The 21570-nt window shown below is 67.2% G+C and carries 27 protein-coding genes; 13 read left to right on the top strand and 14 right to left on the bottom strand.

Annotated features, from left to right (window positions below; all coding sequences use genetic code 11):
- Positions 1 to 134: 134 nt before the first annotated feature.
- Positions 135 to 1166, top strand: a complete 1032-nt coding sequence (locus ACOZBP_RS15170; protein ID WP_422677150.1) for a glycerophosphodiester phosphodiesterase — start codon at positions 135 to 137, stop codon at positions 1164 to 1166.
- A gap of 119 nt (positions 1167 to 1285) precedes the next feature.
- Here the strand turns inward: ACOZBP_RS15170 and ACOZBP_RS15165 are convergent, their stop codons facing one another.
- Positions 1286 to 3133, bottom strand: a complete 1848-nt coding sequence (locus tag ACOZBP_RS15165) for an ABC transporter transmembrane domain-containing protein (protein WP_422677149.1) — start codon at positions 3131 to 3133, stop codon at positions 1286 to 1288.
- A gap of 131 nt (positions 3134 to 3264) precedes the next feature.
- Between ACOZBP_RS15165 and rpmE the strand changes: the two genes are divergently transcribed.
- Both rpmE and ACOZBP_RS15155 read left to right on the top strand, forming a co-directional pair.
- Entirely contained in the window at positions 3265 to 3489 is a 225-nt protein-coding gene (gene rpmE / locus ACOZBP_RS15160; RefSeq protein ID WP_114818770.1) for a 50S ribosomal protein L31, read from the top strand.
- A gap of 150 nt (positions 3490 to 3639) precedes the next feature.
- Positions 3640 to 5196 (top strand): L,D-transpeptidase family protein, encoded by a 1557-nt coding sequence (locus ACOZBP_RS15155; protein WP_422677148.1) that lies wholly within the window; start codon positions 3640 to 3642, stop codon positions 5194 to 5196.
- Between the two features lie 24 nt (positions 5197 to 5220).
- On the opposite strand, the gene ACOZBP_RS15150 is transcribed toward ACOZBP_RS15155, so the two are convergent.
- Positions 5221 to 5748 (bottom strand): DUF1465 family protein, encoded by a 528-nt coding sequence (locus ACOZBP_RS15150; protein ID WP_422677147.1) that lies wholly within the window; start codon positions 5746 to 5748, stop codon positions 5221 to 5223.
- 102 nt (positions 5749 to 5850) lie between these two features.
- Positions 5851 to 6054 (bottom strand): DUF1192 domain-containing protein, encoded by a 204-nt coding sequence (locus ACOZBP_RS15145; protein ID WP_422677146.1) that lies wholly within the window; start codon positions 6052 to 6054, stop codon positions 5851 to 5853.
- A 79-nt stretch (positions 6055 to 6133) separates the two neighbouring features.
- Between ACOZBP_RS15145 and ACOZBP_RS15140 the strand changes: the two genes are divergently transcribed.
- Positions 6134 to 7105 (top strand): NAD(P)H-quinone oxidoreductase, encoded by a 972-nt coding sequence (locus tag ACOZBP_RS15140; RefSeq protein WP_422677157.1) that lies wholly within the window; start codon positions 6134 to 6136, stop codon positions 7103 to 7105.
- A 41-nt stretch (positions 7106 to 7146) separates the two neighbouring features.
- Here ACOZBP_RS15140 and ACOZBP_RS15135 read toward each other — a convergent pair whose 3' ends face one another.
- A complete protein-coding gene (locus ACOZBP_RS15135) occupies positions 7147 to 7776 on the bottom strand; it encodes a beta/gamma crystallin-related protein (RefSeq protein ID WP_422677145.1) in 630 nt (209 codons plus the stop codon).
- A 216-nt stretch (positions 7777 to 7992) separates the two neighbouring features.
- On the opposite strand from ACOZBP_RS15135, the gene ACOZBP_RS15130 reads away from it, so the two are divergent.
- Positions 7993 to 8658, top strand: coding sequence for a DUF1013 domain-containing protein (locus ACOZBP_RS15130; RefSeq protein WP_422677144.1), 666 nt, complete (start codon positions 7993 to 7995; stop codon positions 8656 to 8658).
- 73 nt (positions 8659 to 8731) lie between these two features.
- Here ACOZBP_RS15130 and ACOZBP_RS15125 read toward each other — a convergent pair whose 3' ends face one another.
- Positions 8732 to 8905, bottom strand: coding sequence for a YdcH family protein (locus tag ACOZBP_RS15125; RefSeq protein WP_422677143.1), 174 nt, complete (start codon positions 8903 to 8905; stop codon positions 8732 to 8734).
- A gap of 115 nt (positions 8906 to 9020) precedes the next feature.
- Between ACOZBP_RS15125 and ACOZBP_RS15120 the strand changes: the two genes are divergently transcribed.
- From ACOZBP_RS15120 to ACOZBP_RS15105, 4 genes are read left to right on the top strand one after another with little or no spacing between them, the layout of a single operon-like run.
- Positions 9021 to 9641 (top strand): UbiX family flavin prenyltransferase, encoded by a 621-nt coding sequence (locus tag ACOZBP_RS15120; protein WP_422677142.1) that lies wholly within the window; start codon positions 9021 to 9023, stop codon positions 9639 to 9641.
- The gene (locus ACOZBP_RS15115) at positions 9638 to 10105 is read left to right on the top strand and encodes a TIGR02444 family protein (RefSeq protein ID WP_422677141.1); all 468 of its coding nucleotides are present in this window, start codon (positions 9638 to 9640) and stop codon (positions 10103 to 10105) included. The genes ACOZBP_RS15120 and ACOZBP_RS15115 overlap by 4 nt, the downstream gene beginning before the upstream one ends.
- A gap of 39 nt (positions 10106 to 10144) precedes the next feature.
- A complete protein-coding gene (locus ACOZBP_RS15110) occupies positions 10145 to 10369 on the top strand; it encodes a YdcH family protein (protein ID WP_422677140.1) in 225 nt (74 codons plus the stop codon).
- Between the two features lie 29 nt (positions 10370 to 10398).
- On the top strand, positions 10399 to 10557 hold the full coding sequence (locus tag ACOZBP_RS15105) for a hypothetical protein (RefSeq protein ID WP_422677139.1): 159 nt from the start codon (positions 10399 to 10401) through the stop codon (positions 10555 to 10557).
- A gap of 12 nt (positions 10558 to 10569) precedes the next feature.
- On the opposite strand, the gene ACOZBP_RS15100 is transcribed toward ACOZBP_RS15105, so the two are convergent.
- The gene (locus ACOZBP_RS15100; RefSeq protein ID WP_422677156.1) at positions 10570 to 11136 is read right to left on the bottom strand and encodes a GGDEF domain-containing protein; all 567 of its coding nucleotides are present in this window, start codon (positions 11134 to 11136) and stop codon (positions 10570 to 10572) included.
- 135 nt (positions 11137 to 11271) lie between these two features.
- Between ACOZBP_RS15100 and purE the strand changes: the two genes are divergently transcribed.
- From purE to ACOZBP_RS15085, 3 genes are all read left to right on the top strand, one after another.
- The gene (gene purE / locus ACOZBP_RS15095; RefSeq protein WP_422677138.1) at positions 11272 to 11763 is read left to right on the top strand and encodes a 5-(carboxyamino)imidazole ribonucleotide mutase; all 492 of its coding nucleotides are present in this window, start codon (positions 11272 to 11274) and stop codon (positions 11761 to 11763) included.
- A 1-nt stretch (position 11764) separates the two neighbouring features.
- Positions 11765 to 12838 (top strand): 5-(carboxyamino)imidazole ribonucleotide synthase, encoded by a 1074-nt coding sequence (locus tag ACOZBP_RS15090; protein ID WP_422677137.1) that lies wholly within the window; start codon positions 11765 to 11767, stop codon positions 12836 to 12838.
- Between the two features lie 116 nt (positions 12839 to 12954).
- On the top strand, positions 12955 to 13308 hold the full coding sequence (locus ACOZBP_RS15085; RefSeq protein ID WP_422677136.1) for an endonuclease domain-containing protein: 354 nt from the start codon (positions 12955 to 12957) through the stop codon (positions 13306 to 13308).
- An 81-nt stretch (positions 13309 to 13389) separates the two neighbouring features.
- Here ACOZBP_RS15085 and ACOZBP_RS15080 read toward each other — a convergent pair whose 3' ends face one another.
- Together ACOZBP_RS15080 and ACOZBP_RS15075 are read right to left on the bottom strand one after the other, a co-directional pair.
- Positions 13390 to 14061 (bottom strand): COQ9 family protein, encoded by a 672-nt coding sequence (locus ACOZBP_RS15080; RefSeq protein WP_422677135.1) that lies wholly within the window; start codon positions 14059 to 14061, stop codon positions 13390 to 13392.
- An 85-nt stretch (positions 14062 to 14146) separates the two neighbouring features.
- Positions 14147 to 14353: a hypothetical protein gene (locus ACOZBP_RS15075; protein WP_422677134.1), complete on the bottom strand. Its 207-nt coding sequence runs from the start codon at positions 14351 to 14353 to the stop codon at positions 14147 to 14149.
- On the opposite strand from ACOZBP_RS15075, the gene rpsU reads away from it, so the two are divergent.
- Positions 14261 to 14494 carry a 30S ribosomal protein S21 gene (gene rpsU, locus ACOZBP_RS15070; protein WP_422677155.1) on the top strand — a complete coding sequence of 78 codons (234 nt, stop codon included), beginning with the start codon at positions 14261 to 14263 and terminating at the stop codon, positions 14492 to 14494. The genes ACOZBP_RS15075 and rpsU overlap by 93 nt on opposite strands.
- A gap of 85 nt (positions 14495 to 14579) precedes the next feature.
- Here rpsU and ACOZBP_RS15065 read toward each other — a convergent pair whose 3' ends face one another.
- The 6 genes from ACOZBP_RS15065 to serA all read right to left on the bottom strand — a co-directional run bounded on the left by ACOZBP_RS15065 (position 14580) and on the right by serA (position 21465).
- Positions 14580 to 14855 carry a hypothetical protein gene (locus tag ACOZBP_RS15065; protein ID WP_422677133.1) on the bottom strand — a complete coding sequence of 92 codons (276 nt, stop codon included), beginning with the start codon at positions 14853 to 14855 and terminating at the stop codon, positions 14580 to 14582.
- An 88-nt stretch (positions 14856 to 14943) separates the two neighbouring features.
- On the bottom strand, positions 14944 to 16389 hold the full coding sequence (locus ACOZBP_RS15060) for an ABC transporter permease (protein ID WP_422677132.1): 1446 nt from the start codon (positions 16387 to 16389) through the stop codon (positions 14944 to 14946).
- Positions 16386 to 17354 (bottom strand): ABC transporter ATP-binding protein, encoded by a 969-nt coding sequence (locus ACOZBP_RS15055; RefSeq protein ID WP_422677131.1) that lies wholly within the window; start codon positions 17352 to 17354, stop codon positions 16386 to 16388. Before ACOZBP_RS15055 ends, ACOZBP_RS15060 begins: the two co-directional genes overlap by 4 nt.
- 100 nt (positions 17355 to 17454) lie before the next feature.
- Positions 17455 to 18081, bottom strand: coding sequence for a M23 family metallopeptidase (locus ACOZBP_RS15050; RefSeq protein WP_422677130.1), 627 nt, complete (start codon positions 18079 to 18081; stop codon positions 17455 to 17457).
- Positions 18082 to 18334: 253 nt separating this feature from the next.
- The gene (locus ACOZBP_RS15045) at positions 18335 to 20137 is read right to left on the bottom strand and encodes an autotransporter domain-containing protein (protein ID WP_422677129.1); all 1803 of its coding nucleotides are present in this window, start codon (positions 20135 to 20137) and stop codon (positions 18335 to 18337) included.
- Positions 20138 to 20235: 98 nt separating this feature from the next.
- Complete coding sequence (serA, locus tag ACOZBP_RS15040; RefSeq protein ID WP_422677154.1) at positions 20236 to 21465, bottom strand: phosphoglycerate dehydrogenase; 1230 nt, start codon at positions 21463 to 21465, stop codon at positions 20236 to 20238.
- Positions 21466 to 21570: the final 105 nt, after the last annotated feature.

Below are 21570 nucleotides of genomic sequence, written 5' to 3'. Positions count from 1 at the left end.
CTGCTCTCTCATATATCCGGGACGACCTCGATCTCGCCCCCTCCACCATGCTGCGCATGGTCCCCCTCCCCCGCTACGCAGGGGAGGATCGCTGAAATCACACGCGCGTCACGTCATGCCCCTACCCTCAAGGCATGATCCGTCTCATCCTGACCGCCGTCCTCCTCCTCAGCGGAACCCCGGCCATGTCTGCGCCTCCCCAGGTCATCGCCCATCGCGGCGCCTCTGGCGAACGCCCCGAGCACACGGCGTCGGCCTATCTGCTGTCCATCGAACAGGGCGCGGACTTCATCGAGCCCGATCTGGTCATGACCCGCGACGGCCAATTCGTCGTCCGCCACGAGAACGAGATCGGCGGCACGACAAACGTGGCCGACCATCCCGAGTTCGTCGCCCGCCACGCCACCAAGACCATCGACGGCGTCGAAACCTCCGGCTGGTTCACCGAAGACTTCACGGTGGCCGAACTGAAAACCCTGCGCGCCCGCGAACGCCTGCCCCTGCTCCGCCCCGCCAACACCGCCTGGGACGGCCAGGAGCCTATCCTGACCTTCGACGAGGTCATCGCCCTCGCCCGCGAGGCGACCGCCCGCACCGGACGGGTCATCGGCGTCGCGCCGGAACTGAAGCATCCGTCCTATTTCGCCGGGATCGGCCTGCCGATGGAAGAGGCCTTCGTCGGCGCCCTGGAACGCCACGGTCTGACCGGCGCCGACGCCCCCATTCTGATTCAGTGCTTCGAGGTTGGCCCCCTACAAAGCCTGAACGACCGCATCGACGCCCCCCTTTTGCAGTTGATGAGCCTTTCCGGCGGCCCCGCCGATCGCCCCGGCCTGACCTACGCCTCCATGCGCGCGCCCGAGGGCCTGCGCGACATCGCCGCCTATGCCGACGCCATCGGGGTCGAGACCGGACTGATCCTCCCCCGCGACGACATGGCCCGCAGCCTGCCCGCCACCTCTCTGGTCGCGGACGCCCATACAGCGGGGCTCAAGGTCGTGGCCTGGACCTTCCGCGCCGAGAACGCCTTCCTGCCGCTGGAACGCCGCCACGGCGACGCGCCCGCAGACCATGGCGATCTGGACGGTTATCTGAAGGCCTTCTACGCCCTCGGCCTCGACGCCGTGTTCAGCGACTTTCCGGGCGCGGCGGTCGCGGCGCGCTAGCCACCGTCAACGTCATCCCGGAAGCGGTGCAGCCGCTATCCGGGACCGCAGGAAGCGCCAACCGTCGAGCCTTGGGCGGTCCCGGCTCTCCGCTTCGCTTCGGCCGGGATGACGGAAAATCAGGTTCCCTGAAACTGCAAGGCCGCCAGTCGCGCATACAGCCCGCCGCGCGCCGTCAGCTCCGCATGAGTGCCTTCCTCGACCACCTTGCCGCCGTCCATGACGGCGATGCGGTCGGCGCGAAGAACCGTCGCCAGACGGTGGGCGATGACCAGGGTCGTGCGGTTCTCCATGGCCTGATCCAGCGCCGCCTGCACCAGGCGCTCGTTCTCGGCGTCCAGGGCGCTGGTGGCTTCGTCCAGCAAAAGGATCGGGGCCTCACGGACCAGGGCACGCGCAATGGCCAGACGCTGGCGCTGCCCGCCCGACAGGCTCTTGCCGCGTTCGCCCAGCGGCGTGTCGAAGCCCTGCGGCAGGGCCTCGATGAAGCCCAGAGCCTGCGCCTCGTCGGCCACGGTGCGAGCCTCCTCCAGCGTCGCAGCTTCACGGCCGAAGCGGATGTTCTCCAGGGCCGAACCCGAGAAAAGGGGCGCCTCCTGCGACACCCAGGCGAAGCGGCTGCGCACCTCGACCGGATCGGCCGAACGCACGTCCACGCCGTCCACCGACACCAGGCCGGATTCCGGATCATAGAAACGCAGCAAAAGGCGGAAGACCGTCGACTTGCCCGCGCCCGACGGCCCGACAAGCGCCACCGTCTGGCCCGGCCGCACGGTCAGGCTGAAGCCCTTCAGCGCCGGCAGGTCGGGACGACCGGGATAGGCGAAGTCCACCGCCGACATCGACACCTCGCCCAGCGGCGGCTGCGGCAGGGCGACGGGCTTGGCGGGCGGCGCGATGGCGGGCACGGCCCGCATCAGTTCGTCAATCCGCTCCATGGCCCCGGCGGCCTTCTGCACGTCGCCCCAGCTTTCGCCCAGAGCGCCGACAGCCCCTGCGGCGAACACCGACAGCAGGACAAACTGCAACAGCGCCCCCGGCGTCATGGTCCCGGCGATCACGTCCTGCGCCCCCAGCCACAGCACCAGGGTCACGCCCCCGAACATGACGGTGATGATCATGGCCGTCATCACCGCCCGCGCCCGCATGCGGATCAGTGAGACGCCGAACGCCTCCTCCACCGCCGCGCCAAAGCGGCCGATGGCGCTCTTTTCACGGCCAAAGGCCTGAACCGTCTCGATGGCGTCCACGCTCTCTCCGGCGAAACCGACAGCGTTGGCGAAGGTGTCCTGCGACTTGACCGTCAGCTTGCGCACCTGACGGCCAAAGACGAACAGCGGCACGATCAGGATCGGCACGATCAGCAGCACGAAGCCGGTCAGCTTGGGGCTGACGAAGAAGAGCAGAATCACGCCGCCGATCAGGGTGAAGAAGTTGCGCAGGGCATAGCTGACCGAGGTGGTCAGCAGGGTGTCGACCAACTGGATGTCGGTCGTCAGGCGCGACAGCACCTCGCCGGTCCGCATATGGGCGAAGAAGACCGGGTCCAGCGTCAGGATGCGCTGGAACAGGGCCGTGCGCAGGTCGGCGATGACCCGCTCGCCGGTCTTGGTGACGTAGAAATAGCGCAGGGCGGTCGCCAGCCCCAGAATCAGGGCGTTGGCGCCCAGAATCAGGAACCAGGTGTTGATGTCCCGCCCGCCGTTCTCGAAGCCGTTGTCGATGGCCCCCCGCGCCGTCGCAGTCAGCCCCAGCGACGCGGCGGTCGAGAACAGCAGCCAAAGGCCGGCGATGCCCGCATCCATCCGATGACGCATCATGAAGGGCAGCAGCCGCCCCAGCGGCCTGATGTTGCGGGTCTTGGCGCGCTTGCCGCCCGCCTCGTCCATCTGTTCAGCCAGCAGGGCGCCGGCGCCGGGACGGCCCCGGGCTTCTTGGGCGGCGGAAGGCGAAGAAACTTGGGTCATGACCGCGCTCTTGCCCCGGAACGCCCCCCGGTGTAAACGCCGCCCCTCATTCCCGCCGCAGCCTCGGCGGGTTTCTCTATTTACGCGCACTGACGGTCGGCATCGTCGAAGCGCAGAGACGGATCAGATCGATGAAAGCGGACACGCACCCCGACTACCACTTCATCACGGTTGTGATGACTGACGGCAGCACCTTCCAGACCCGTTCGACCTACGGCAAGGAAGGCGCTTCGCTGGCCCTCGACATCGACCCGTCCACGCACCCCGCCTGGACCGGCGGCAACGCCCAGATGCTGGACCGCGGCGGCCGCGTGTCGCGCTTCAACAACAAGTTCGGCGGCTTCATCAAGAAGTAGGCCCTACAGGCTGCGACATAGTCGCCACAGAAGCGCCGGTCCGATGGGCCGGCGCTTTTTGTTTGCCCGGAACGTCGATAACATGGGGGCGTTCGATCCTTCGGGGCGCAGGCGACGGGTCTGGCGCCGGACCGGACTAAGAGCTTGAGAATGAACCGACGGGAATTGGGCTTTGGCGTCGCAACGACGACCTTGACCCTTGGTGCGGCCTCCACCGCCATGGCGCAGAACCGGCCGATCGATCCCCAGGTCTTCATCGCCGGCTTCGACGCCCAGGCGGCTCGCCTGCCGGAAGCCGTTCAGGCCGATGTCCGCGCTGTGTATCAACTGACCGGCGGCAAGCCGATCTGGACCGCCGACCGCCTGCGCGTGCTGCAGGAAGTCGCCGCCGGGGCCGAGCGCCACGCCCTGCCCGCCGGGGACTTCTTCGACTTCGTCGGCCTGGCCGCCGATCCCGCCTCGGCCGAGATCCGCACCACCGCCGCCGCCGTCACCTACGCCCGTGTTCTGGCCGAGGGCCGCGTCCGTCCCGAGACGGTCGAGGACCTGTGGGAGATGCAAAAGAACAGCGTCGACATCCCGCGCGGGCTGACCCAGGCAGTCACCGCCAACCAGCTGAGCCAGTGGTTCGACGGTCTGGCCCCCACCGACATCGGCTACACCAACCTGTCGGCTGGCTACGCCCGCTATCGCCGCATCACCCGCGCCGGCGGCTGGCCCGCCTTCCGCCAGGGCGGCACCATCGAGCCGGGGACCAGCGACAACCGCATCCCCGCCCTGATCGCCCGCCTGGTGGCCGAAGGCGACCTCAGCGCGGCCGCCGGCGAACGTCTGAAGGGCAACCTGACCTACGGCTCGGAACTTGAGCAGGCGGTCCGCAGCTTCCAGACCCGCCACGGCCTGGGCGCAGACGGCCGTATCGGCGCCGGCACCCAGCGCTCGCTCGGCGCCTCGGCGGAAGACCGCGCCCGTCAGATCGCCCTGAACCTGGAGCGCCGCCGCTGGCTCAAGCGCGACCTCAATCCCGAGCGGATCGAGGTCAACACCGCCGCCGCCATCATGGTCTATTGGAAGGACGGCAAGCCGGTTCACTCCAACCGCGTCGTGGTCGGCTCGAACGAAAACCAGACGCCCAGCCTGGAAAAACCCTTCGCCTCGGTCGTGGCCAACCCGCCCTGGACCGTGCCCATGGGCATCGCCCGCCGCGAGATCCTGCCCAAGGGCCCCGGCTACCTGGCCGCCCACGACATGTACATCAACAAGGACGGCTGGGTGGTGCAGCGCGCCGGTCCGCAGTCCTCGCTGGGCTATGTAAAGTTCGAGCTGCGCGACAGCTACGCCATCTTCCTGCACGACACCCCGTCCAAGGGCGCCTTCAACCTGTCGGTGCGTCAACGCAGTCACGGCTGCGTCCGGGTTCAGAACGCCGTTGAATTCGCCCGACTGCTGCTCCAGCCCGACCCCGCCAAGCTGGCCGAGTTCGACACGGCCCAGGACAGCCGCGAAACCACTCGCGTCACCACCGGGCGTGAAATCGCCGTTCGCCTGCTCTACTGGACCGCCTTCGTCGATGGTCAGGGCCGGGTGGCCTTCCGCGAGGACGTCTATCGCCGGGATGAGAAGCTGGCCCAGGCCCTCGGCATCGCCGTCAGCCTGCCACGTGTCATCGCCGACGGCCCCAGCGACGCCAACGACGTCGGGCCGTAAGCAAGCTCCAGGGTTGTGGGGGCTTTAGCCCCCGAAGGCCGCCTGCAAGCGATCCAGCTGGCTCTGGACCGGATTGACCGGTTGCTCTTCGTCACCGCCCAGGTACATCCGCTGATCCAGGTGCAGGACGCGGTCGTACAGTTTCTCGGCCCGGACGGCGTATTCGATCAGGGCGATGGGCAGTTCCCGGTGACTGGGTTCTTTCTCGATCTTCCGGTCAGCCAGGCGATAGCGTGGTTCGCAGGCGGTGGCGGCGCTCATGTCATCCTCCCGCACGGCGCGCTGAACCAGAAGCCAGGAGGCGATCTGCATCAGCCGGGTGGTCAGCTTCATGCTCTCGCCTGCATAGGCAAGCGCGGCCGCACGCGACAGCAGGCGCGAATCCTGGCGCCCGTCGCCGTCCAGATAGGCGGCGGTCTCTTCGACCAGTTCCATGCCTTCGCGGAAGGTGCGGTCAAACAGCTCCGAGCGCGCGAAATCCAGCACCTCAGCGCTGCGCGAACGCAATCCGACCATGTCAGCGTCGATGGCAGTCAACTCGGTGTTACCCATGAAACGTCACGCGCGTCCGTCAACTCGCGGGTCAGAACGACTCCGCACGGACCGGAACTGCAATCGTCATGCCACGGATTACGAGATCGCGGGAGAGGCTTGTCAGCGGAAATTGAACAGGGCGTCGGCCGCGCTGCGCGTCGAGGACTTGCCTTCTATGGCGGCCCTGGATCTCACGATCTCGGCCTCCAGAGCAACGATCCGCTCGTGCAGTTCGTCCACCGCATAGAGGTCCAGATCCTCGCGCCCCAGCGCCTTCAGCGCCTCGCCGCCCCGGGGTCGGGGCTCCAGGTCTTCGAACGTCATCACCGCCTCCGTGGCCAGGAACCACACGAACCCGTATGAAAACGCCCCTATGACGATGATTGCAAGCGGCGGAGACATCATGCGGGTTATCGAGATCGAAGGCGGCAAGGGACCAGCCGAGGCCCTGCGGCTGGCCGAACGCCCCCAGCCGACGCCCGGCCCCGGCGAAATCCGCATCCGCATCCGCGCCGCAGGCGTCAATCGCCCCGACATCGTCCAGCGCGAAGGCCTTTACCCCCCGCCGCCCGGCGCTTCGGAGATTCTGGGCCTGGAAGCAGCCGGCGAGGTCGACGCCGTCGGCGAGGGCGCCGCACGCTGGGTCGTCGGCGACCGGGTCTGCGCCCTGCTGGGCGGCGGCGGCTACGCCGACTACGCCGTGGTCGATGCGCGCCACGCCCTGCCCATTCCCGACGGTCTGGACTTCGTTCAGGCGGCCGCCCTGCCTGAGACCGCCTTCACCGTCTTCGCCAACATCTTCGAAGGCGGCGGCCTCAAGGCGGGCGAGACTCTGCTGATCCATGGGGCCACCAGCGGCATCGGCGTCATGGCGATCCAGATGGCCAAGGCGGCGGGCGCGCGCGTCATCGCCACTTCACGCGGCGCGGCCAAGGCCGAGGCGGCGCTCGCCCTGGGCGCAGACGTGAGCCTGGACGCCACGAGCACCGACCTGACCGCCGCGATCAAGGCCGAAGGCGGCGCCGACGTCGTGCTGGACATGGTGGGCGCGGCCTATGCCGAGCTGAACCTGAATGCCTTGAAGCCCGGCGGACGATGGGTCGTCATAGCCACCCTGACCGGCGCCCTGGCCCAGATCGACCTGATGAGGGTGATGCTGAAACGCGTCGTCTTGACGGGCTCGACCCTGCGCAGCCGCGCTCCGGACGAGAAGGCGCGGCTCGCCGTCGCTGTGGAGCAGATCGTCTGGCCTTGGATTGCGAGCGGCATGGTCCAGGCCAAGGTGGAGGCGACCTTCCCTCTTCCGGACGCGGCCGCCGCCCATCAGCGACTGGAGGCCGGCGCCCATGTTGGCAAGATCGTGCTCACGCCCTAGAGGTCAGAAAAACGGGAGGCCGCAGCCTCCCGTTACCCGCCCTACCAGTTGCCGCCGCGACGCGCGGGCCGAAGCGATGAAATCCGGTCGTTCATACCCGACCGGCCAAGATCACGGACATCGCCGTTGATGACCTGACAACGGCCGCGATAGTTGGCGTCCTCGCAGACTTCCCAGCTGCCACGACCCAGGCGCAGGGAACTGATGGCGTCGTTAAGCCCGCTATTGCGCAAGTTCGGGATAGCTTCCCGGAAGGTCATCGACCGCCCCCGGTAATTCGCATCCTGATAGACGGTAATGGTCGTCTCGCCCCAGCCCGGTCCGCCGTTGCCGCCGCCCGGCCCGCCAGGGTTGTTCCCGTTGCCTCCGCCCGGACGACCGGCGCCCTCGTAATCACCGCGATGTCCCTGGCAAACCAGGAGCCCGTTGTCATTGCCGATATCGCTGCTGGAGCAACGGGCCAGTTCAATAGACGTCTCGCGCATCCGCCCCCGGGTGTCGCGGCAGTCGGCGTAGAGGCGTCCCTGATTCACGTAGGACCCCGTGCAGCTCTGGGCATAGCTCCCGCGCGGGGCGCCCCGCGCCTGGGCTTCAGCAGAGGTGACGTGGACAGCCGACAGCCCCCCCGTCGCCGCGACCACGCCTGCGGCTGCAATCAAGAACCTTCTCATGGGACGGTCTCCTCCGCTGCTCCCACGGCGCACAACGCGCCCTAAGCCACACAGTTCAACACTTCAGATGAACCTTGGCTGTACGACAAGGCCAGACGCCGTTTTCTTTTGTTACGAATGGGCCTATACAGACGTTCTCAGCGCCCGGCCGAAAGGTCGGGCGCCGTCGATTCAAACGCCCGAGTTTCGGGCCGCAAACGCCGGGACGCACGCCCCATGACCGACATCCTTATGCCCAAGGCCACTGCGGTCTGGCTGGTGGACAACACCTCGCTCTCGTTCGAGCAGATCGCTGATTTCTGCGGCCTGCACCCGCTTGAAGTGCGCGGCATCGCCGACGGCGACGTGGCTCGTGACATTCGCGGCGTTGACCCGGTCACCGGCGGCCAACTGACCCGCGAAGAGCTGGAAAAGGCTCAGGACAATCCCGACTATCGCATGAAGGCCGTCGTCAGCCGCCACGCCGAGTTGCTGAAGCCATCCAAGACCGGGCCGAAGTATACCCCCGTTTCGCGTCGCCAAGACCGGCCGGACGCCATCTCCTGGTTCGTGCGCAACCACCCCGAGGTGACCGACGCCCAGATCGCCAAGTTGCTGGGCACCACCAAATCGACCATCGAGAGCGTGCGCAACCGCACCCACTGGAACTCCGCCAACATCAAGCCTGTCGATCCCGTGACCCTGGGTCTGATCGGCCAGTTGCAACTCGATGAGATCGTCAAGAAGGCGGCCGACAAGAAGGCCAAGGACGACGCCAAGAACGGCGGCGCCGCCCTGCAATCCATCCAGACCGAACCCGAAGAGCCCGAGTTCGTGCCAGAAGAGCGCGTGCGCCCCGGCGCCGAGCCGACGGCCGAGTCGGTCTTTGGCAAGAACGACTGATCATTTCGTCTTGAATACCAAAATGGCCCCGAAGAGCGATCTTCGGGGCCATTCCTGTTTCTGGAGGCCGAAATTAGTGGATCCGGGCCTCCAGGCTAGTGATCTCTTCCTTCAGCCTGAGCTTTCTTTGCTTGAGTTCCCTGATCTGCATCGGGTCCGCGGTTGGTCTCCGCCCCTCCTGCTGGATCATCTCATCCAGCGAACGGTGCCGGTTTCCCAGTTCGCGAATACGAGCCTCGATGGTCATGGCTTGCGCCTCCATGTCTAAGGGACCACTACACAGAACGCTCGGAACGGCGGCCTGTGGAATCACATTGCGGTGACCCCTGGCCGCTCCGAACACGGACACTGTGGAAGTCAAAATGGCCGATGATGTGAACTCGACCATACGGAACCCGACCCCCTCGCGATTGGTCGTTGGAATCTCTGGCGCTTCCGGCGTCATCTATGGCGCACGGGTGCTGGACGCCCTGCGCGAACTGGGCGTCGAGAGCCATCTGGTGGTCACAAAGGCCGCCCTGCTCACGTTGTCGCAGGAGACGGATCTCAGCCCCGACGACCTGATGTCAAAGGCGGACGTGACCTACAAGCTGGCCGACGTCGGCGCCGCCATCGCTTCCGGCTCATTCCGGACGCTTGGCATGATCGTCGCCCCCTGCTCGGTGCGGACCATGAGCGAAATCGCCACCGGCGTGACCTCGACCCTGCTGACCCGCGCCGCCGATGTGGTGCTGAAGGAGCGCCGCCCCCTGGTTCTGATGGTGCGTGAGACGCCGCTGCACCTGGGCCACCTGCGGACCATGACGTCGCTGGCCGAAATGGGCGCGGTCATCGCCCCGCCCCTCCCCGCCTTCTACGCCAGGCCCGCCAGCATAGACGACATGGTCGATCAGTCGGTCGGCCGGGCGCTGGACCTGTTCGGCCTGGACTGGTCGGCGGTGCGCCGCTGGGAAGGCCTGAAGGCCGGGATAGCCCAAGCGTGAGCGACCTCTGGTCCTGGGCCGTCGCGGCCTATGACGCGCCTGGCGTGGCCGAGGCATGCCTCGGCCTTCAGGACCACAACGAACAGAATGTCCCCCTGCTGCTGTGGGCTGCCTGGATCGCGCGCACCGGTCGCCGTCCGGATGAGGAAACCATCGAGGCCGCCTGTGACGCCGCTCGCGCCTATGACACGGTCATCGTCGGCCAGCTTCGCGCCGTGCGCCGCACGCTGAAGGCGCCTGTCCCCGACATTGACCACGACCACCGCGAGGCCCTGCGCCAGCAGGTCAAGGCGCTGGAGCTGGACGCCGAGCGTCGCCTCATGCTGGAACTGGAAGGCCTGGCTCCCCCACCCTCCGGCGCCCCGCGCCGCGCTATCGACGGCCTGGCCGAAACCGCCCGCCTCTGGTCCCGCGTCGTTCCTCGCCCGGCGCTGACCGTCCTGGCGGATCGCCTTCCCGCCTGATGGCGGGTCGGTTATAAGGAAGGGCTTCCGGGGCGAACCATGAACGACGATCAACCTTTCCTGTCCGACGAGGACAATCGGCTGCGGGCCGAACTGAAAACCCTTCAGCAGGAGCATGCCGACCTCGACGCCTCGATCGAGGCGCTGAACCTTATGCCGGCCAAGGATCAACTGCTGATCGCGCGCCTGAAGCGCAAGAAACTGGCCCTGCGCGACGAGATCGTTAAGGTCGAGGACCGCATCCTGCCCGACATCATCGCCTGAGCCGATCCGGTCCGAAACGAGGAGGAACGATGAAAGCCCGTTCAGCTTCGACCCGCGTCCCGGTTCTGGTGACGGCTATAGTCCTGTCCATCGCTGCGCTTGTTCTGACGACAAGCATCAACCTGCTTGTCGACGCGGGCGCCTTGGCTCACGACATCATCTGCCCGACCCACGGATGGATCAGGTAGGATCCAACCCGATCAACGGGCCTTCTTCCCGAGCCACATGGCCGCGTCGGCTTCCGACAGCCAGACTTCGGGATTGGTCTGTCCTGCATAGGCCCGGACGCCGAACGACCCGCCCAGCGCCACGGTCGTCCCGCCCCAGACGAAGCCTTCGGTTTCCAGCGCCGTCGTCAGGCGCTTCGCCTTCTCACGCCCCTCGTCCGCCCCCGCATTCATCAGCAGGAGCGCAAACTCGTCGCCGCCCAGACGGCCGACCGCGTCGGATTCACGGACATTGGCTAGCAGCAGTTCCGCGACAGCCGTCAGGGCGGCGTCGCCCGCCGCATGGCCCAAACGGTCGTTGACGCCCTTGAAGCCATCCATGTCGAGATAGAGCAACGCCGCCTCGACGCCGTGACGGCGGCAGTAGGCCATGTTGCGGCTCAGCACAGTCATGAAGCCGCGCCGGTTAAGCGCCCGCGTCAGGACGTCATGATCCGCCAGAGCCTCCGCGGTTTCGGCGCGAGCGGTCAGGGCGGCGACTTCGGCGCGCAGCCGTTCGATCTCGGCGTGCAGATCGGTCTCTGCAGTCGGTTCGGCCACGTCGGTCAAGTCAGGCTCCGGTATCGCGAATCAAGACCGACTCAGGGCCTCGCGACGCAGACGATTCTAACGACCTTGGTTGCGGGCGCAACGCGCGTGCTGTAACGGGCCGCTTTCCGTGTGGGGAGCCTTCGCATGACCGCCTCGACGCCACCCGTCGCCATCATCATGGGCAGCCGGTCCGACTGGCCGACCATGAAGCTGGCCGCCGAACGCCTGGATCAGCTGGGCGTCGCCTGGGAAGCCAAGGTCGTCAGCGCCCACCGCACCCCCCAGCGCCTCTATGACTTCGCGACGAACGCCAAGGCGGCCGGGCACAAGGTCATCATCGCCGGCGCTGGCGGCGCGGCCCACCTGCCCGGCATGGCCGCCTCGATGACCGACCTGCCCGTGCTGGGCGTGCCGGTCCAGTCCAAGGCCCTGAAGGGGCTAGATAGCCTGCTCTCCATCGTCCAGATGCCCGGCGGCGTCCCGGTCGCCACTCTGGCCATCGGCGAGGCGGGCGCCGCCAACGCCGGCATTCTGGCGGCGCAGATCCTGGCCCTGTCAGATCCCGCCTTGGCCGCGCGCCTGAGCGCCTTCCGCGCCGCCCAGACCGCTTCCGTCGCCGAAACCGTCGAGGACTGACTTGCCCCAACTGCCCCTGAGCCCCGGATCGACCCTCGGCATTCTCGGCGGGGGCCAGTTGGGCCGGATGCTGAGCCAGGCCGCCTCGCGCCTGGGCTTTGACGTGGTGATCCTCGACCCCGAGCCCGACTGCCCGGCGGCCCGCGTCTCGCGCGCCCAGATCACCGCCCCCTATGACGACCCCGACGCGTTGCAGGCCCTCGGCCGCCTTTGCGACGTCGTCACGTTCGAGTTCGAGAACGTCCCCGCCCTGTCGGTCGAGCAACTGGCCGAAGCCGGCGCCCTGGTTGCGCCGGGCCCGACCGCCCTGGCCGTGGCTCAGGACCGGGTGGACGAGAAGACCTATCTGAACGCCGTCGGCGCCCCCACAGTCGACTTCGCCGCCGTGAAGACGCTGGACGACCTGACCGCGGCCATCGACGCCCTTGGCCTGCCCGCCCTGCTGAAGACGCGCCGCGAAGGCTATGACGGCAAGGGCCAGGTCTGGATCAGGGACGCCGCCGACGCTGAGGCCGCCTTCGACGCCATCGGCCGCCGACCCGCCGTTCTGGAAGCCGCCGCCGTGTTTAACCGGGAGCTATCGGTGATCGCCGCGCGCGGCCATGACGGCGCCGTCGCCGTCTATCCCCTGGGCGAGAACATCCACGCCCACGGGGTGCTGAAGACCACGCTCGCCCCCGCCGCCGTCGATGCAGCCACCCAGGCCCGCGCCCACGAGATCGCCGCCGCTGTCCTTGACGGCCTCGACTACGTCGGCGTCATGGGCATCGAACTGTTCGACATGGGCAATGGGACCCTGCTGGTGAACGAGGTCGCGCCGCGCGTCCACAACACCGGCCACTGGACCCAGGACGGCTGCGTCTGCGACCAGTTCGAGCAGCACATCCGCGCCATCGTCGGCTGGGCCCTGGGCCCGACCGAGGCCCACGCCCGCATCGAGATGACCAACCTGCTGGGCGACGAGATCAATCAATGGCGCGCACTTTCAGGCGAACCGAACGCCCGCCTGCACCTCTACGGCAAGCACGAGGCCCGCGCAGGTCGCAAGATGGCGCACGTGAACCGGATTCTCTGACCCTCTCCCAATGGGAGAGGGCTTGAGCGCACGAGCGCGTCGGCGATCGTCCTTGCGCGAAAGGGTGAGGGTTCGCCGCTTGCCGTGCCTGCGCGACGCTCGCACACTCTTTTCTCATGACACCCCTGCGAACCGACCGCGCACGCAAGTTGCGCCAATCCTCCGGCCGTGCCGAGGAACGCGTCTGGTCTGCCCTGCGTGGCGGTCGGATCGACGGCCACAAGTTTCGCCGCCAGCATCCCATCGGGCCTTACGTCGTCGACTTCGCCTGCGACCGTTCACGGCTCATCATCGAGATCGACGGCGCCGTGCATCAGCTGGATGAAGTCATGGCGCGTGATCGCAAGCGACAACAGGCGCTTGAGACCCTCGGCTGGACAGTGATCCGAATGACCAATGATCAGATTTTCAGCGCGCCGGAAGCATTGATCGACGCTGTCAGGCGGCACGCTGGGCGTCTTCAAGGCTGACAGTCGCCCCTCACCCTTTCGCGCAAGAGCGGCGCCTTCGCCGCCGCGCGCTCAAGCCCTCTCCCATCGGGAGAGGGAGGCTCAGACTTCCTTCGCCCCGTACCGCAACCGCCCCAGGGCGTCCGTCACCGCCCTCAGCGGCGCGTCGAAATCCTTGCCGGCCTTCCACTTCTCGAAGGCCATGACGTTCTCGATGCGGCGAGCGACGAAGGCCTCTGCCGCTTCTCGCCCGTCGAACCAGCGCATGGTCAGGGCCGGGATCAGGATGCCGCCCAGGATGGCGCGCTTGGAATAGTGGTTCTGGTCGGTCGCCGTGTCCCCCGCCCAGCGCCACAGGTGGTCGGCGCTTTCCCAGGCCAGCTTGAAGCCGAGATCCATATTGGTCGGCAGGCTGAGGAAGCCGGCGCAGCGCTTGGCCGCCTCGATGTCCTCGGCGCCCGCCTCCATCCGCGCCGAGACGGCGGCGGCGATTCTCGCGCGAATCTTCATCGTCTCCGGCGGCGTCGCCTCCAGCGCCTTGAGGGCGCGCGAATCGTGACGCCGCGACAGCAGGACCGCCAGGTCGCGCGCGCCGTTGGGCAACAACAGCTCCTCGTCCCCCAGCGACAGGCCATTGGCCTCGCACGCCGCGCGCACGAGACGGCTATTCCAGCCCAAGGCCGGCGCGCGCGCCAGGGCCGCGTCCAGCACGGCCTGCTCCATGCGAGAGGCCCAATCGGTTTTGGGAATGGCGTCGGCGGCGGTCTCGGTCATATCCCCAGAATAGTCCTGTCCGTCCGGCATTTCGACCCATCACGATTACCTGTGGCGATCTGGACAGGCCCCGACGGGTCGTGTATCAGCGCGCCTTCATCCGAGAGCCCTGTCTGTCGGTAGAGATTTTTATTTTGTCTGCCCGTCTCCCTTCGAAAGGACGCGGCGGGCGGCCAAAGGAGAGATAACCCTGGTTCAGATTTTCGTTCGCGACAACAATGTCGATCAGGCGCTCAAGGCCCTGAAAAAGAAGATGCAACGCGAAGGCAGCTTCCGTGAAATGAAGCGCCACGTGCACTTCGAAAAGCCTTCGGAAAAGCGCGCCCGTCAAAAGGCTGAAGCTGTTCGTCGCGCCCGCAAGCTGGCCCGCAAGCGCGCCCAGCGCGAAGGCCTTCTGCCGGCTCCGAAGCCCCGGGTTCCGGGCGGCCGTTAATACGGCCCCAGCCCAGGCTGAAAGATCAAGGCCCGCTCCGGGAAACCGGAGCGGGCCTTTTCTATGGCTGGATTGTCGCGTGGCTTCAGAAAACGCCGACGGCGGCGTCGGCCCAGATCAGCAGCACAGCCAGGACCAGTGCGCAGCCGATCGACAGCCGCCAGACCAAGGCCCTGCTCCGCCAGGCGGCCAGTTCGAAAACAAGGCCTGCCCCGAGCAACAGAAGGCCCGCAAAGGCAAAGTCCGCTGCGTCCCACGTCACCTCGCGGGTGAACTGCATGGCGATCAGCGGCAGGAGCAGCAGCACCGCGATCCCACCCCACATCGCCAGTCGCCACCGGGGGGCTATCGTCCTTGCCATGGTCGTCATGATCCGCCTCGATAAGATCGGCTTCCGTTCGTCTTATTGAACGAGCGGCGGGGCATGAAAGTTCAGGCCCCGCCCCGCCCTAGTTGCCCCCGCGCACCGCGCCCAGGAAGCTCTTCCAGTTCAGCTTCACGTCGGACAGGGCCCCGGCGCGGAAGGCGCGCCCCGCCACCCAGACCATCAGCGCGGCGAACAGGAACATGCCGATCAGAGCGCCGACGATTTCGACAAGCGGCGGGCCGCTGGGCGCTCGCGCCGCCATGACGAAGGGCGTAAAGGGCGGGATCAAACTCATGATCTTCACCAGCGGCGCATCCGGCGTGCGGATGGCCATCTGCATGACCAGCAGCGGCACGATCAGAACCATCATGATCGGCCCCATCAGGGTCTGGGCGTCGCGCGGCGTATCGCAGAAGGCGCCGATGGCCGCGAACAGGACCGCGTACATCAGGTAGCCGCCCACCATGAACAACAGGAAGTAGATCAGCAGACCATTGCTCATCAACACCGAGCCGATGTCGCGCCCCATATCAGGCGCGGCTGCGATCAGAGCGATCCCGCCCAGCCCGCCCCAGGCGACCAGCACCGTCAGCGTCAGCAGCGCCACCCCGAGCACCTTGCCCGTCAGGATCTCGGTCGCAGAGGCCGAGGACAGCAGGACTTCCAGGATCTTGTTCGACTTCTCCTCCATCACGCTGTTCAGCAGGATCGACGCGCCGGTGATGATCAGCGACCACAGGATGAAGCCGACCGCCAGACCGACCACGGTCGGCAGCTTGTCGCGGAACGAGACCTCGCCGCCCGACGCCGCCTTGGGCGAGAAGACGGACAGGTCAGGACGGAAGCGGTCGGTCTGGGCCACCACAGCAGGGTCGATGCCGCTGGCGGCGAAGACCTGACGGCGGTTGGCGTCCTTCAACGCATCGCGGACGGCGTCTTCGACGGCGTCGTCGGTAGCGCGGGCCGTCCAGACACGGGCGCCCGGCTGGCCGTTCGCTTCGGTCAGGAAGACCACGCCGCTCAGCTTCTGCCCCTCGGGCGCGTCATCGCCCAGATAGCGGCGGGCCTGGGCGTCGCGCGCCTCGCCCGGGGCGGCGGCCGTGATCTCGGCCGGGGGTGAGACCAGGATCAGGCTGCGTTTCGGCGTGTCGAACTTGGCGCCGGCCCGCGGCGCTTCGCGTTTCAGGGCGGAGATTCCCGCTTCGAAGCCTTCGCTCTCGGCCACCTGTCGCACACGGTCCCCGCCGGCCACGCCCGCCTCGGGGATGGCCGCCATGCGCAGGGCGCTGATGTCGCCCCTCGCCTGCTCGCGCTCCAGCGACTGACGCACGGCGGCGGCCAGGCCGGAACCCGCCGGCGCCTCGTCGATCAGGGCGACCGAACGCGTCGGTTCGGCCTGGCTCATCAGAATGGGAATGGCCCCGCCCAGCACGCCGAAAAGCGGGAAGGCCAGCAGCGACAGCCAGAAGCCAACCGTCTTCGCGTAGGCCATGAACTCGCGGCGCGCGATGAGAAGAGTACGGTTCATCGGGCGGCCTCCGCCTTGGCGGCGTCTCGGGCGACGCTCTGGTCCTCGTCAGGATGGTCGCCGGTCAGGGCGATAAAGGCGTCGTGCAGGGTCGGCTCCTTGATCTGGAACCGACGAACATCCAGTCCGGTCAGGAAGGCGGACTTCAGCGCCTCCTGCCCGCCCGCGCCTTGCGCCAGCCCGGCGCGCAGCGTGCGCGCTCCATCCTGTTCGCTTAAAAGCTCGACGCCTGTCACGCCTGGCAGGACCGAAACCGCGGCGACATCCAGCGCGCCCTCCAGTTCCAGGAAGCGCGGCGAGGTCGCCCTCGCCTCGTCCACGGTCCCTTCAAACGCCTTCTTGCCGCGCGCCAGCAGCACGACCTTGTCGCACAGCCGCTCGGCGTGCTGCATGACGTGGGTCGAGAACAGAACCGTCGCTCCATCGGCGGCCAAGGCGCGGATCATGGCCTCCAGCCCCTGCTGGTTCATCGGATCGAGCCCGGAAAACGGCTCGTCCAGGATCACGAACTCGGGTCGATGCACGACCGAGGCGATCAGCTGGACCTTCTGGGCCATCCCCTTGGACAGCTCCTTCATCTTCTTCTTCTGGGCGTCGCCCAGACCCATCTGCTCCAGCATCTCGCGGGCGCGCTTGCGGCCCTCGACAACAGGCAGGCCCTTCAGTCCGCCAAAGAAGGCGATGGCGTCCACCGGAGTCATTTTCTTGTAAAGGCCGCGCTCCTCGGGCAGGAAGCCGATCCGGTCGCGGACCTTGCGTCCGTCGTCGGCGCCCAGGATCTCGATGCGCCCCGACGTAGCGGGCTGCAGACCCAGGATCATGCGCAGGGTCGAGGTCTTGCCCGCGCCATTGGGGCCGAGAAAGCCGCAGATGGCGCCCTTCTCGACTTCGAAGCTCAGGTCGGAAACGGCCTGGAAGCCGCCATACCTCTTGCTGATCCCGTCCAGCGTCAGCGCCGCAACCATGCCGTTCCCCTTGCAACCGTCGGATACGAATCCTAACGGTCCAGCAGGGCAAATGGAAAGGGCATTTTACATTACGGATCGGTCATGATCCGCAGGGCACCTATTTCGGCACGCTGACCTTCACGTCGAAGCTCTGCCCCATGACCTTGGTCGGGTTCACCTGGGCGCCGTTGCGACGCACCTCGAAATGCAGGTGTGGGCCAGTCGAATAGCCCGTCGAGCCGACCAGGCCGATACGCTCGCCGGGCGCCACGTCCTGGCCCGTGTGCACGTCGATGCGGCTGAGGTGACCATAGATGCTGCTCAGGCCGTTCGGGTGCTTGACCTCGATGAAGTTGCCATAGCCTCCGGCTTGGAAGCCGGCGCGGACCACCCGACCCTCAGCGGTCGTATAGACGCTGGTGCCCTTGGGCGCGGCGATGTCCACGCCCTTGTGGGCGCGGGCCTTGGCCTCGATCGTCAGCTTGCGCAGGCCAAAGGCGGAGTTGATCCGGTAGCCCTTGACCGGAGCCTCGAAGGCGACCTTTCGCATCATCGGCCCGGCCGGTTGGGCCACGGCCTTGACCGGCGGGGCGGCAGGGACGGACAGGGCCTCAGCCTTGTCCGACGGCAGGCTGGCGGCGCCCAGGGGTGCGCCGGCCATGGCGAGAACGGCGGTGACGGCGACGACGCTGGTCTGGCCAAAACGGATCGCAAACGGCCTCACGGCCGGGGGAAGAAAACGCATACTGTAACTGCACTCCTGGCGCTCAAACATCGAGCGGGAGGGCCGTCGTGGTCACGCGAAACAGGCTGCGCGGGTGGCGAGGAAGCGGTCGCCGACGGCCGGGGTTGACCGTCTTTTGCCACTACACAGGGACGCGAATGGGGCGCCGCAGGGGCGACAAGGCGTCGCACCGAGGGAACCCGAAGCCCCGGCCTTATATGAAAGAGGCCGCGCGACATGCGTCGCGCGGCCCCTCCCCTGCTTGCTGGACGCTCTAAAGCGGCAGGGTCAGTTGCACCCCGCCCATATGGCTGTCTGCCTGGTCGCCGAAGCGGCCCTTGTACCCGATCGAGACCTTCAGCCGATCCATCACCGTGCCTTCGATCCCCGCCGACGCCAGAAACTGGCCGCCCCAGGGATCTTCGACCTCGCGCGAAAGGACCTGGGCGGGATTGCCGGCGATGCCCGTCCGAACCGCATCGCTGTCTTCACTCAGTGCGTCACGGTAGCCGCCCTCGGCGTAGAGGTGGAAGCGATCAAGCCCCATCTCGGCGCGCAGGACAATCTCGGCTGTGGTCGCCTGAACCGATCGATCCCTGTAGGCGTACTGCGCCGCCGGACCCTGCTCGTCAAAGCCGTCAACGTCGCTGTTGACCCAGGCCACAGCTGCACGCGGCGACAGGGCGACGCCGCCGAGGTCGAACCACATGCCGCCCTGCAAGCGCGCGCCCGTCGAGACGCCCCGGGTCGATCCGGTATGGACCACAGGCGCCAGCGAGGTCAGCCGGCTGATGTCGTTGAAGTCGTCCTGGGCCGCGCCCGCAGCCGCGTTGATGAACAGATCGCCAGAGCGCCAGCCGCCGTAAAGGTCGATGGCGAAGGTATCCAGGTCGACGTTCAGGCTGCCTGCGTCCACGTCGGCGTTGCGATAGCTGCCGGCGAGGCCGAACTTCATCGTCTCGTTGCCCGACTCCAGCGCGATCCGGACGCCATAGCCGTCCGAGGTCGCTTCGCCGATGGCGTCGCGGGCGTCGGTCTTGGTCCGGTCCACCAAAGCAGAGACGGAAATGGACGTCCCGGCGGTCCAGGCCTCGCGCGCCGACAGGCTGGCGGTGGCGTCGTCCAGAGCATCCTCACGGTGCCGCCCGGCTGTCTCGCCCAGCAAGGCCGTCTGGGACCCGAGGTCGCCGTAGTAGAGATAGTCATTGGCCAGACGCGCGATCGCGGCATGACCAGCGGCGGTGGGATGGACCCCGTCGAAGTAGAAATAGTCGTCGGGATTGGCGCAGACCGTCACCCCGTTGAAGCAGGGCTGGGTGACGTTGGTCACGCCGAAGGCGCTGGGGTTGGCGGCGATGACGTCGCCGATCTTGAACAGGTCCATCATGATGATGTTCGTGCCGGGGCGTGCGGCCGCCGTGGCGTTCAGGCCCGTCAGCAAGGCGCCGTTGAAGGTCGTCACCGCATAATCAGCCAGGGGCGCGGCGGCCGTGCCGCGAAACTGCGGCGTCAGGCTCAGCTTGGGCAGGTTGGTGACCAGGATGGTTCCCGCCCCTGCCTGCGCCACGCCGCCGACGAGGAAATTGATATCCGACGCCGCGCCCAGCGCCACCGGCGCGATGCTGCCTTGGGGATTGGTTGATGCGCCCGCCGCCGGCAGGCCCTGGAAGATGTTGTTGGCGCCGCCCAGGATGCTGACCAGATCCCCGGCCGAGAAGGTCCCGCCCCGCGATTGATATTGGGCCAACTGCACCCGCATCCCCAGAGGCGAGGCCTGACTGTCCGTGCGCGCACCGCCAAAGGCGTAGTTGATGCTGCCGGTCACTGGTCCCGTGAAGTTGGCGGCGTTGAAGCCCAGACGCTCGGTGAAGACCGGCCCGCTGGAGAATCGGCCCTGGAAATAGGGCGGCGACGCCGGCGTCGCCCTGCCGGTGGCCAGGTAGAGATTGCCGTTGTCGGACAGGCTGTCGCCGAAAACGACCAGACGGTTGTAAGTCTGCGCCCCGGCGGCGTTTGCCGTCGAGACGGCGGCCAGGGTCAGCGCGGCCAGAGCCGCCCCGCGAAGAAGACGAGACATCCTTGTTCCTCCCTCGACCGTCAGTGTGCGGTCGTTATTCGGCAGTCTGCGCCGCTTTCACGTCAACGCAAGATGCCGCTAGGGAAGCTGAACACCGATCAGTGAAGCATTCGGAAGCGCACTGTGCCCGGCAGGTCACGCAGGACCTTCAGCACCTCGGGATCATAGCCCCGGTCGACATCGGTGATGACATAGCCGGTCTGCTCGTCCGTCTTCAGGTGCTGGCCCAGAATGTTGAGGCCAGCCGCCGACAGGGCGCGGTTCAGCTCGGCCAGAACGCCGGGCTGGTTCTTGTGAATGTGCAGCAGACGGTGCGCACGCGAGACCTCGGCCAGTTGAACATTCGGCAGGTTGACGCAGAAGGTGGTGTCGCCCCGATTCAGATAGCCCAGCAGACGTTCGGCAGCGAACTCGGCGATGGCTTCCTGCGCCTCCTCGGTCGAACCGCCGATGTGCGGCGACAGGATGACGTTCTTCAGCCCGCGCAGGGGGCTGTCGAAGGGATCGGCGTTGGTGCGCGGCTCCTCGGGGAAGACGTCGACCGCCGCCCCTGCGATCCGGCCCGACTTCACCGCCTTGGCCAGGGCGTCGACGTCGACGACATGGCCGCGCGACAGGTTCAGGAACAGGACGCCCGGCTTCATCTTCGCGAACTGGGCTGCGCCGATGACGTCGGCGTTGTCCTTGCGCCCGTCGACATGCAGGCTGACCACGTCGGCCTCGGCCAGCAGGGCGTCCAGCGAGCGCATCCGCCGGGCGTTGCCGAGGGCCAGCCGCTCCGACAGGTCGTGGAAGATGACCCGCATCCCCAGCCCTTCGGCCAGGACGGACAGCTGCGAACCGATGGCGCCGTAGCCGATGATGCCCAGGGTCTTGCCGCGCAGCTCGCGCGAGCCGGTGGCCGACTTGTTCCACTGGCCCTGGTGCATGGCCGCCGACTTGTCGGCCACGTCGCGCATCAGAACGATGGTCAGGCCGATGGCCAATTCGACCACCGAACGGGTGTTGGAATAGGGAGCGTTGAACACGGCCACGCCGTGCGCGGCGGCTGCGTCCAGATCGATCTGGTTGGTGCCGATGCAGAAGGCGGCGACGGCCAGCAGCCGGTCGGCGTGTTCGAGCACCCGCGCGCTGACATTGGTCTTGGAACGGATGCCCAGAACATGCACGCCCTTGATCGCCTCGATCAGGTCGTCCTCGTCCAGCGCCCCTTTCAGGGTTTCGACGGAATAGCCGGCCTCCTCCAGCCGCTCGACGGCGGCGGGGTGGATGTTCTCCAGCAACAGCATGCGGATGCGGTTGCGTGGATAGGACCAGCGCCCGGCCACGCCCTCGGCGAACAGGACCTCGTCCAGCGAAGCCGCGACGGCGTCGGCGACGGCGATCACCTTTGGTCGGCGGACGATCTCAGTGAAGGCGTAGAAGCGGTCGGC

The organism is Brevundimonas sp. NPDC058933 (assembly GCF_049315965.1).
In the GTDB taxonomy this organism is placed as follows: Bacteria; Pseudomonadota; Alphaproteobacteria; order Caulobacterales; family Caulobacteraceae; genus Brevundimonas.
This window is presented reverse-complemented; position numbering and strand designations above follow the sequence as displayed.

Excerpts from the sequence above, each read along its gene's own strand:
- ACOZBP_RS15120 (WP_422677142.1), top strand. The coding sequence starts at position 9,021 with ATGGCCGATGATGTGAACTCGACCATACGGAACCCGACCCCCTCGCGA.
- ACOZBP_RS15155 (WP_422677148.1), top strand. The coding sequence starts at position 3,640 with ATGAACCGACGGGAATTGGGCTTTGGCGTCGCAACGACGACCTTGACC.
- purE (WP_422677138.1), top strand. The coding sequence starts at position 11,272 with ATGACCGCCTCGACGCCACCCGTCGCCATCATCATGGGCAGCCGGTCC.
- ACOZBP_RS15060 (WP_422677132.1), bottom strand. The coding sequence starts at position 16,389 with ATGAACCGTACTCTTCTCATCGCGCGCCGCGAGTTCATGGCCTACGCG.
- ACOZBP_RS15080 (WP_422677135.1), bottom strand. The coding sequence starts at position 14,061 with ATGACCGAGACCGCCGCCGACGCCATTCCCAAAACCGATTGGGCCTCT.
- ACOZBP_RS15165 (WP_422677149.1), bottom strand. The coding sequence starts at position 3,133 with ATGACCCAAGTTTCTTCGCCTTCCGCCGCCCAAGAAGCCCGGGGCCGT.
- ACOZBP_RS15110 (WP_422677140.1), top strand. The coding sequence starts at position 10,145 with ATGAACGACGATCAACCTTTCCTGTCCGACGAGGACAATCGGCTGCGG.
- ACOZBP_RS15135 (WP_422677145.1), bottom strand. The coding sequence starts at position 7,776 with ATGAGAAGGTTCTTGATTGCAGCCGCAGGCGTGGTCGCGGCGACGGGG.
- ACOZBP_RS15085 (WP_422677136.1), top strand. The coding sequence starts at position 12,955 with ATGACACCCCTGCGAACCGACCGCGCACGCAAGTTGCGCCAATCCTCC.
- ACOZBP_RS15050 (WP_422677130.1), bottom strand. The coding sequence starts at position 18,081 with ATGCGTTTTCTTCCCCCGGCCGTGAGGCCGTTTGCGATCCGTTTTGGC.
- ACOZBP_RS15065 (WP_422677133.1), bottom strand. The coding sequence starts at position 14,855 with ATGGCAAGGACGATAGCCCCCCGGTGGCGACTGGCGATGTGGGGTGGG.
- ACOZBP_RS15170 (WP_422677150.1), top strand. The coding sequence starts at position 135 with ATGATCCGTCTCATCCTGACCGCCGTCCTCCTCCTCAGCGGAACCCCG.
- ACOZBP_RS15150 (WP_422677147.1), bottom strand. The coding sequence starts at position 5,748 with ATGGGTAACACCGAGTTGACTGCCATCGACGCTGACATGGTCGGATTG.
- ACOZBP_RS15055 (WP_422677131.1), bottom strand. The coding sequence starts at position 17,354 with ATGGTTGCGGCGCTGACGCTGGACGGGATCAGCAAGAGGTATGGCGGC.
- ACOZBP_RS15105 (WP_422677139.1), top strand. The coding sequence starts at position 10,399 with ATGAAAGCCCGTTCAGCTTCGACCCGCGTCCCGGTTCTGGTGACGGCT.
- ACOZBP_RS15140 (WP_422677157.1), top strand. The coding sequence starts at position 6,134 with ATGCGGGTTATCGAGATCGAAGGCGGCAAGGGACCAGCCGAGGCCCTG.
- ACOZBP_RS15130 (WP_422677144.1), top strand. The coding sequence starts at position 7,993 with ATGACCGACATCCTTATGCCCAAGGCCACTGCGGTCTGGCTGGTGGAC.
- rpmE (WP_114818770.1), top strand. The coding sequence starts at position 3,265 with ATGAAAGCGGACACGCACCCCGACTACCACTTCATCACGGTTGTGATG.
- ACOZBP_RS15145 (WP_422677146.1), bottom strand. The coding sequence starts at position 6,054 with ATGACGTTCGAAGACCTGGAGCCCCGACCCCGGGGCGGCGAGGCGCTG.
- ACOZBP_RS15125 (WP_422677143.1), bottom strand. The coding sequence starts at position 8,905 with ATGACCATCGAGGCTCGTATTCGCGAACTGGGAAACCGGCACCGTTCG.
- ACOZBP_RS15045 (WP_422677129.1), bottom strand. The coding sequence starts at position 20,137 with ATGTCTCGTCTTCTTCGCGGGGCGGCTCTGGCCGCGCTGACCCTGGCC.